This is a genomic window from Photobacterium sp. DNB23_23_1, from assembly GCF_052873815.1.
On sequence record NZ_JBNNXT010000023.1, the window covers coordinates 73,143 to 80,018 of the forward strand.

Annotated in this window: 3 protein-coding genes and 1 other RNA gene; 1 reads left to right on the forward strand and 3 read right to left on the reverse strand. The window is 50.8% G+C overall.

The window, feature by feature from the left end:
* Positions 1 to 4: 4 nt before the first annotated feature.
* Together nirB and cobA are read right to left on the reverse strand one after the other, a co-directional pair.
* The gene (gene nirB / locus ACVA53_RS15220; RefSeq protein WP_446505525.1) at positions 5 to 2,605 is read right to left on the reverse strand and encodes a nitrite reductase large subunit NirB; all 2,601 of its coding nucleotides are present in this window, start codon (positions 2,603 to 2,605) and stop codon (positions 5 to 7) included.
* 49 nt (positions 2,606 to 2,654) lie between these two features.
* Positions 2,655 to 3,500, reverse strand: a complete 846-nt coding sequence (gene cobA, locus ACVA53_RS15225) for a uroporphyrinogen-III C-methyltransferase (RefSeq protein WP_446505526.1) — start codon at positions 3,498 to 3,500, stop codon at positions 2,655 to 2,657.
* Positions 3,501 to 3,920: 420 nt separating this feature from the next.
* Between cobA and ACVA53_RS15230 the strand changes: the two genes are divergently transcribed.
* A complete protein-coding gene (locus ACVA53_RS15230; RefSeq protein WP_446505527.1) occupies positions 3,921 to 6,644 on the forward strand; it encodes a nitrate reductase in 2,724 nt (907 codons plus the stop codon).
* 41 nt (positions 6,645 to 6,685) lie between these two features.
* Here the strand turns inward: ACVA53_RS15230 and ACVA53_RS15235 are convergent.
* Positions 6,686 to 6,815: non-coding RNA, RtT sRNA (locus tag ACVA53_RS15235), on the reverse strand.
* Positions 6,816 to 6,876: the final 61 nt, after the last annotated feature.

Here is a 6,876-nt window from a genome sequence, read left to right on the forward strand (position 1 = left end):
CCACTTATTTACTTGTTATATCAATGACATTGATCTGCTCTCCGGCGACACCTTGACCCCCCCCTTGCGGTAAGTTAGCCTGTAGGCACCTTTCCGCAGGAGTCTGTGGCCTACGCTGCCCCCGCTCTGACACATAGGCCAGTTGGCTATCTTGCTGGTCGCTATTAATAAAGTGTTTGAAGCGCTGCAGCTTCTCTGGCGATTCCAAGGTAGTTTTCCATTCACACTGATATTGATCGAGCGTGCGAGCCATCTCCTGCTCAAGCTCTTCAGCCAGACCAAGGTGATCATCAACCACCACCTTTTTGAGATAATCCAACCCACCTTCTAAGTTTTCCAACCATACCGATGTTCGCTGCAGACGATCGGCAGTACGGATATAGAACATCAGCAACCGGTCGACATAACTTACCAAGGTATCAGCATCCAAATCAGTGGCGAGCAAATCGGCATGGCGAGGACGCATTCCCCCGTTACCACAGACATACAGGTTCCAACCGTTTTCTGTTGCGATCACTCCAATATCTTTAGACTGGGCTTCCGCACACTCGCGGGTACAGCCTGATACGGCGAATTTGAGTTTATGGGGCGCGCGTAACCCTTTGTAACGATGCTCGAGATCAATGGCAAAGCCGACACTGTCTGCCACACCATAACGGCACCAAGTACTACCGACACAAGATTTGACGGTACGAACCGACTTGCCATAAGCATGGCCAGTCTCAAAGCCAGCATCGATCAACAAACGCCAGATTTCAGGCAACTCATGCAGCTGGGCACCGAACAAATCCACCCGTTGCCCACCGGTGATCTTGGTATAGAGATCGAACTGCTTCGCCACCTCCCCCAACACAATCAACTTGTCCGGAGTGATCTCCCCGCCCGGGATCCTTGGCACAACCGAATAAGTGCCATCCTTTTGCATGTTGCCGAGGAAGATATCATTGGTATCTTGCAGCTCTAGGTGTGAGTCGGCCAATACATAATCATTCCAGTACGACGCCAACATCGAGCCCACAGCAGGTTTACAGATATCACAGCCCAAACCGCTACCATATTCTTTGAGCAAAGCATCAAACGTGGTGATCTTTTTCACTCTGACCAGATCAGCCAGCTCCTGGCGGGAATAGGCAAAGTGTTCACAAATATGATTGCTTACCTCGACGCCCATTGCAGCCAGCTCGACATCCATTACTTGTTTTGCCAATGCCGAACAACCACCACACCCGGTTGAGGCTTTGGTGGCCGTTTTCAAATCGGCCATCGATGAGCAACCATCCGCCACGGCCTGTCTGATTTGCCCTTTGGTCACGTCATAACATGAACATATCGAGGCGCTATCGGGTAGAGCTTCTACACCTAACCCTGCCCCCGCGCCTTCACCTTCGAGCTGTGGCAGAATCAATACCGCCGGATTTTCTGGTAGAGCCATATCATTGAGCTTAATCTGCAGCAGTGACTGGTAATTACTGACATCACCCACCAGCACGGCCCCCAGTACCTTGTCACCACTGGGGGATAGAATTAAGCGCTTATAGACCTGTTCCAAATCATCGCTATAGGTGTAAGACAGCGCGCCAGGTGTTGTACCATTAACATCACCAATACTGGCAACATCGACCCCCAGTAACTTAAGCTTGGTACTCATATCTGCGCCGACAAAAGACAAGCCCGCATCTGGCTGACAGAAATGGTTGGCCAATACTTTTGCCATTTGGTAGCCGGGCGCAACCAGACCAAAAATCCGCTGTTGCCACAGTGCGCATTCACCAATGGCGTAGACATCATCTGCACTGGTCTGGCAATGGTCATCAATCACAATACCGCCCCGCTCTCCGACTTCAAGACCACACTGGCGGGCCAGCGTATCTTGTGGGCGGATCCCCGCCGAGAACACAATCATGTCTGTTTCTAAAAATGAGCCATCAGCAAAGTTCATCCGATAACGGCAGCTTTCACCAGCGACAATCTCTTTCGTGGCCTTTTCGGTATGCACCGATACGCCAAGTGTTGATATTTGGCGAGCGAGCAAGTCTCCCCCGCCCTGATCCAACTGTACCGCCATCAAGCGCGGCGCAAACTCCACCACATGGGTCTCGACTCCCAACTGTTTGAGCGCATTGGCCGCCTCAAGCCCCAACAGCCCGCCCCCCACAACGACACCCACTTGGCTCTGGGATCCTGACTGGGCGATAGCATCCAAGTCTTCGATTGTCCGGTAAACATGGCAATGCGGTTGATCGTTACCGGGAATTGGCGGGACAAAAGGATACGACCCTGTCGCCAGCACCAGTTTGTCATAGTGCTCACGCTGCCCACTTTGGGTAACAATAGTCTTTGCGACAGTATCTATCTCGCTGACTTGCTCATTAAGCAGGTACTCGACCCCATTATTTTGATAATCAATTTCGTTGGCTAACGCCAAATCTTGCGCGCTGTTCCCGCTAAAATAACTACTTAGCTGTACTCGGTCATAGGCCAACCTTGGCTCTTCGGAAAAGGTCAGGATGCTGAACTGCTGTTGCTTGTCCTGAGCCAACATATCTTCAATAAACTTGTGTCCGACCATACCGCTGCCGACCACAATAATTTTTTTCTTATCCATTTCTGCTCTCCCCTGAGCGACTGACTTCACTGCTTACTCTCATTTGATCTCAAGCCGACAGCTGGAGCTGTTGTTCGGCAACCTGGCTAACCCACTGCAGTTGCTCTGATAGGGCAACCACCTCACCGACAACAATCAAAGCCGGTGACACTACCTGATGGCTCGCTACCAGTTCAGGTAAATGCTGCAATAGTCCGGTCACTGTCCGTTGCTCAGGACAACACCCTTTCTCGACCAAGGCCACAGGGGTATTAGGATCCGCCCCACCAGCAAGCAGCTTTTCGCGGATCATGGCTGATTTACTGACCCCCATATAAAACACTAAGGTATGATCAAGTTGCGCCAGCGCTTGCCAATTAAGATCCAAGGACTGCTCAGCATGCCCGGTAACAAAAGTACACCCTTGTGAATACCCCCTGTGCGTCAACGGAATACCGGCATAGCTGGTGCAGCCAGCAGCAGCCGTGATCCCCGGTACAACCTCTACATGCACATCAGCGGCTTTCAGTGCCAGCATCTCTTCACTACCACGGCCAAAGACAAAGGCATCACCACCTTTGAGGCGACAAACCTTCTTGCCTTGCCAGGCCAATTTCACCAACAACTCATTGATTGCTTCTTGGCTGACACTGTGTTCTCCCTTTGCCTTACCGACATACAAAGCTTGGGTACCCGCAGGAAAGCGTGCCCGTATCTCCTTGCTCACGAGGCGGTCATAGACAATGACATCCGCCTGCTCAATACTTTCCAACGCCTTAAGCGTCAGCAACATAGGATCACCCGGCCCGGCACCGACCAAGTCCACTTTTCCGACCCTACCCCCAGTTAAGGGCGATGCTCCTATCTGGACACTCTCTGCTGGGTACACCCCAGTACGTACTCTGATCGTTGGCATACATCACCTATGCGTTCATATCCGTTTAAACTGTTACCAAGGTAGTGAGCAAAGACAGTGCCAGTTCCAACTAATCACAACCAATTGCAACTATAAATATTTTCAAGCTACTGTTATTAATGCCTTTAATTTTAAAACCTCAAACATGCAGCGATAGCAACAGCAGCTTAGCTCCTCCTCCCGCTGCCCAGTCCCCGTGCAATAAAAGCCCTGTTTCGCACCAAAATAGCCATCCAACCAGCATTTTATGTAAGCACACATACCACTTTAGGGGTATAAGCAGAACTTTCAACCACAAATAAAACAAACAACCATCTAATGTGTCGTCCCACTAACCAATACCAGCACCAAGAAAGCTGGCCCAGTTATTGCTCAGCTCTTATTCGATGTACTGATTTTCAAAGCCAAGGAGAACAACAGGTGAGCCAAAAAGAAAATACCTGGATTAAATCGACCTGTGCCTACTGCGGAGTAGGCTGTGGCATTGAAGCGAGAGCAAACAACCGTGGCACATTGGAAGTTCGCGGAGACAGCCAGCACCCCGCCAATTTTGGCAAGCTATGCTCTAAAGGATTAGCCCTAGGAGAGACCGTCGGCATAGAAGGAAGGCTGCTAAAGCCACAAATTAACCAACAGGATGCCTCATGGGAAGAAGCACTGGCTGATGTCGCGGAGCAGTTTAACCGTGTTATAGAACAGCATGGCAAGGAGGCTGTCGCCTTCTACGTCTCGGGGCAGTTACTGACTGAGGATTATTATGTCGCCAATAAACTGATGAAAGGGTTTATTGGTAGTGCCAATATCGATACCAACTCTCGCCTTTGCATGTCTTCCAGTGTCGCTGGGCATAAACGGGCATTCGGAGCTGACATTGTGCCAGGCTGTTATGAAGATCTCGAATTAGCTGACTTAATCATACTAACGGGATCTAATCTGGCTTGGTGTCACCCCATTCTATTTCAGAGAATTCGCGACGCCAAGAACACAAGAAAATGCAAAGTCATCGTGATAGATCCGCGCAGGACACCAACCTGCGACATTGCCGATATGCACCTTCCACTTTTACCGGGCAGCGATGTTGCTTTGTTCAACGGTTTACTGGCATTCCTGAGTGAAAGTAACGCATTGGATTTAGATTATATCGGTGCATCAACCGAGGGGCTGGATCTGGCGCTGGCGACTGCTTTTCGGTTTGGTGATATTGAATCGGTACAAGCTGTGACAGGGCTCGATAAAACGCAGATCCTTGCTTTTTACCAACTTTTTGCCGCCAGCGAAAAAACCGTTACTGTTTACTCGCAGGGCGTCAACCAGTCCACATCGGGTACCGACAAGGTCAACAGTATTCTCAACTGCCATCTGGCGACTGGCCGAGTAGGTAAACCGGGCAGCACGCCCTTCTCCGTAACCGGACAACCCAATGCGATGGGGGGACGCGAGGTTGGCGGACTGGCCAATATGCTGGCTGCCCATATGGACTTTGATAACCCTGAACATACCCAGCAGATCAGCAAATTTTGGCAAACGGACAATTTGGCAACGGCGCCGGGCCTGAAGGCCATTGACATGTTCAACGCCATCGAGAGCGGACAAATCAAGGCCATTTGGATCATTGCAACCAACCCCGCGGTCAGCTTGCCAGACAGCAAACGTATCGAGACCATTTTGGCGAATTGCCCTTATGTGGTGGTATCAGATTGCATGGCCGATACCGACACACTGCGCCATGCCAATGTGGCATTACCCGCCCAAGGCTGGAGTGAAAAGTCTGGCACCGTTACTAACTCGGAACGAAGGATCTCCCGCCAGCGGCGCTTATTACCATCACCGGGCGAGGCCAAACCCGACTGGTGGATCATCAGTGAAGTTGCCAAAAAAATGGGCTTTGGCTATGCCTTCGACTACCAAAATGAAGCCGACATTTTTCGCGAATATACCCAGATGACAACTCTAGGCCAAAAGGAAGTAACGGACAGCGTATCCAGGCACGGTGTCTGTGCACTGTCCAGACCGCTGAACCTGTCAGGGCTAACTGAATTAACAGCAAAACAGTATCACCAAATGCCGCCGCAACAATGGCCAGTTACAACCTATAATCAACCGACGACACGGCTATTTGGCAATGGCGAGTTTGCCACCCCTTCGGGTAAAGCGCAGTTTATTGCTACCGGCTACCGGCCTATAGCAGAGACCACTACCCCAAAATACCCTTTACTGTTAAATTCCGGACGGATACGGGATCACTGGCACACCATGACCCGCAGCGGGTTATCCCCTCGCCTCAGCGAACATATCAGCGAGCCTTACCTCGCCCTGTCGGCACAGGATGCCGAACGTTATTCAATAAAGCCCAACACCTTGGTGAAAGTCACCAGCCGCAAAGGTGAAGTCTTGTTGCGGGCACGACTCAGCAGGGAGTGCCAATCAGGCCAAGTCTTTGCCCCGTTTCATTGGAGCAACTGCACCACCAGCATGGGTAAGGTGGATACGCTTATCGCCGGACACCGTGACCCACTTTCTGGCCAGCCTGAGTTTAAAGCCACTGCGGTAAGCATTGAGCCTTTACCCTACCAAAGTGAAGCGTTGCTGATCACACAAGATAAACTCGCTACAGTGGGTATGAGCTCCCACGCGCATTGGACGAGCCAGCGCACCAATAGCGGCTACCTCTTTCGGCTAACGTCCCAACACCCTCCCGAACAATTACATGCCTGGCTTGCGGCAAACCTTACCAATGATCAGAGCAGTGATCAGGGGAAAGGCCAGCAGCTCATTACGATTGAAGCGAACAATGAAAGTCGTTACGCGCTATTTCAAAACAACCGTATCCACAGTGCCTTTATCGTTAGCGCTGACTTATACCACAGCGATTATGACTACCTGTATACCTTAATCGGCAGACCGCTATCAGATCCGCTCGTGCAAGCCCTGTTTACCGGCAAAGCGCCACCGGGCCATCAAAATGGACGGCTGGTTTGTGCGTGCAAGCAAGTAGGCGTCAAAACGATAGAACAAACGATTCGAGCAAAGTCTTGTTGCTCGGTAAAAGAGATCAGCGATGCAACCCAAGCGGGTACAGGGTGCGGAAGTTGCTTGCCGGAGTTGCAACTGATGCTTGAAGAAATACAGATCAAGCAGGTATAAACGCAAAAAAGCCGCTGATTGCTCAGCGGCTTCTTCTAATGTGGCGGAGAGATAGGGATTTACTTCGCCCTTCGGGCCGTTGCTTTAATGCGCCTTCGGCTAGCAACGTTGTCTCGCTGCGCTCGGCTGAACCCTGTCTAGAGTTCTTCACCCTAATACCAATCTAAGTAAAAATATGATCTAATTGAGGTTACTCTTTCAGACAGTCACATCGCTATGGATAGCCTCAATA

Coding starts and splice junctions, on each gene's coding strand:
- nirB (WP_446505525.1), bottom strand. CDS start 2,605: ATGGATAAGAAAAAAATTATTGTGGTCGGCAGCGGTATGGTCGGACAC.
- cobA (WP_446505526.1), bottom strand. CDS start 3,500: ATGCCAACGATCAGAGTACGTACTGGGGTGTACCCAGCAGAGAGTGTC.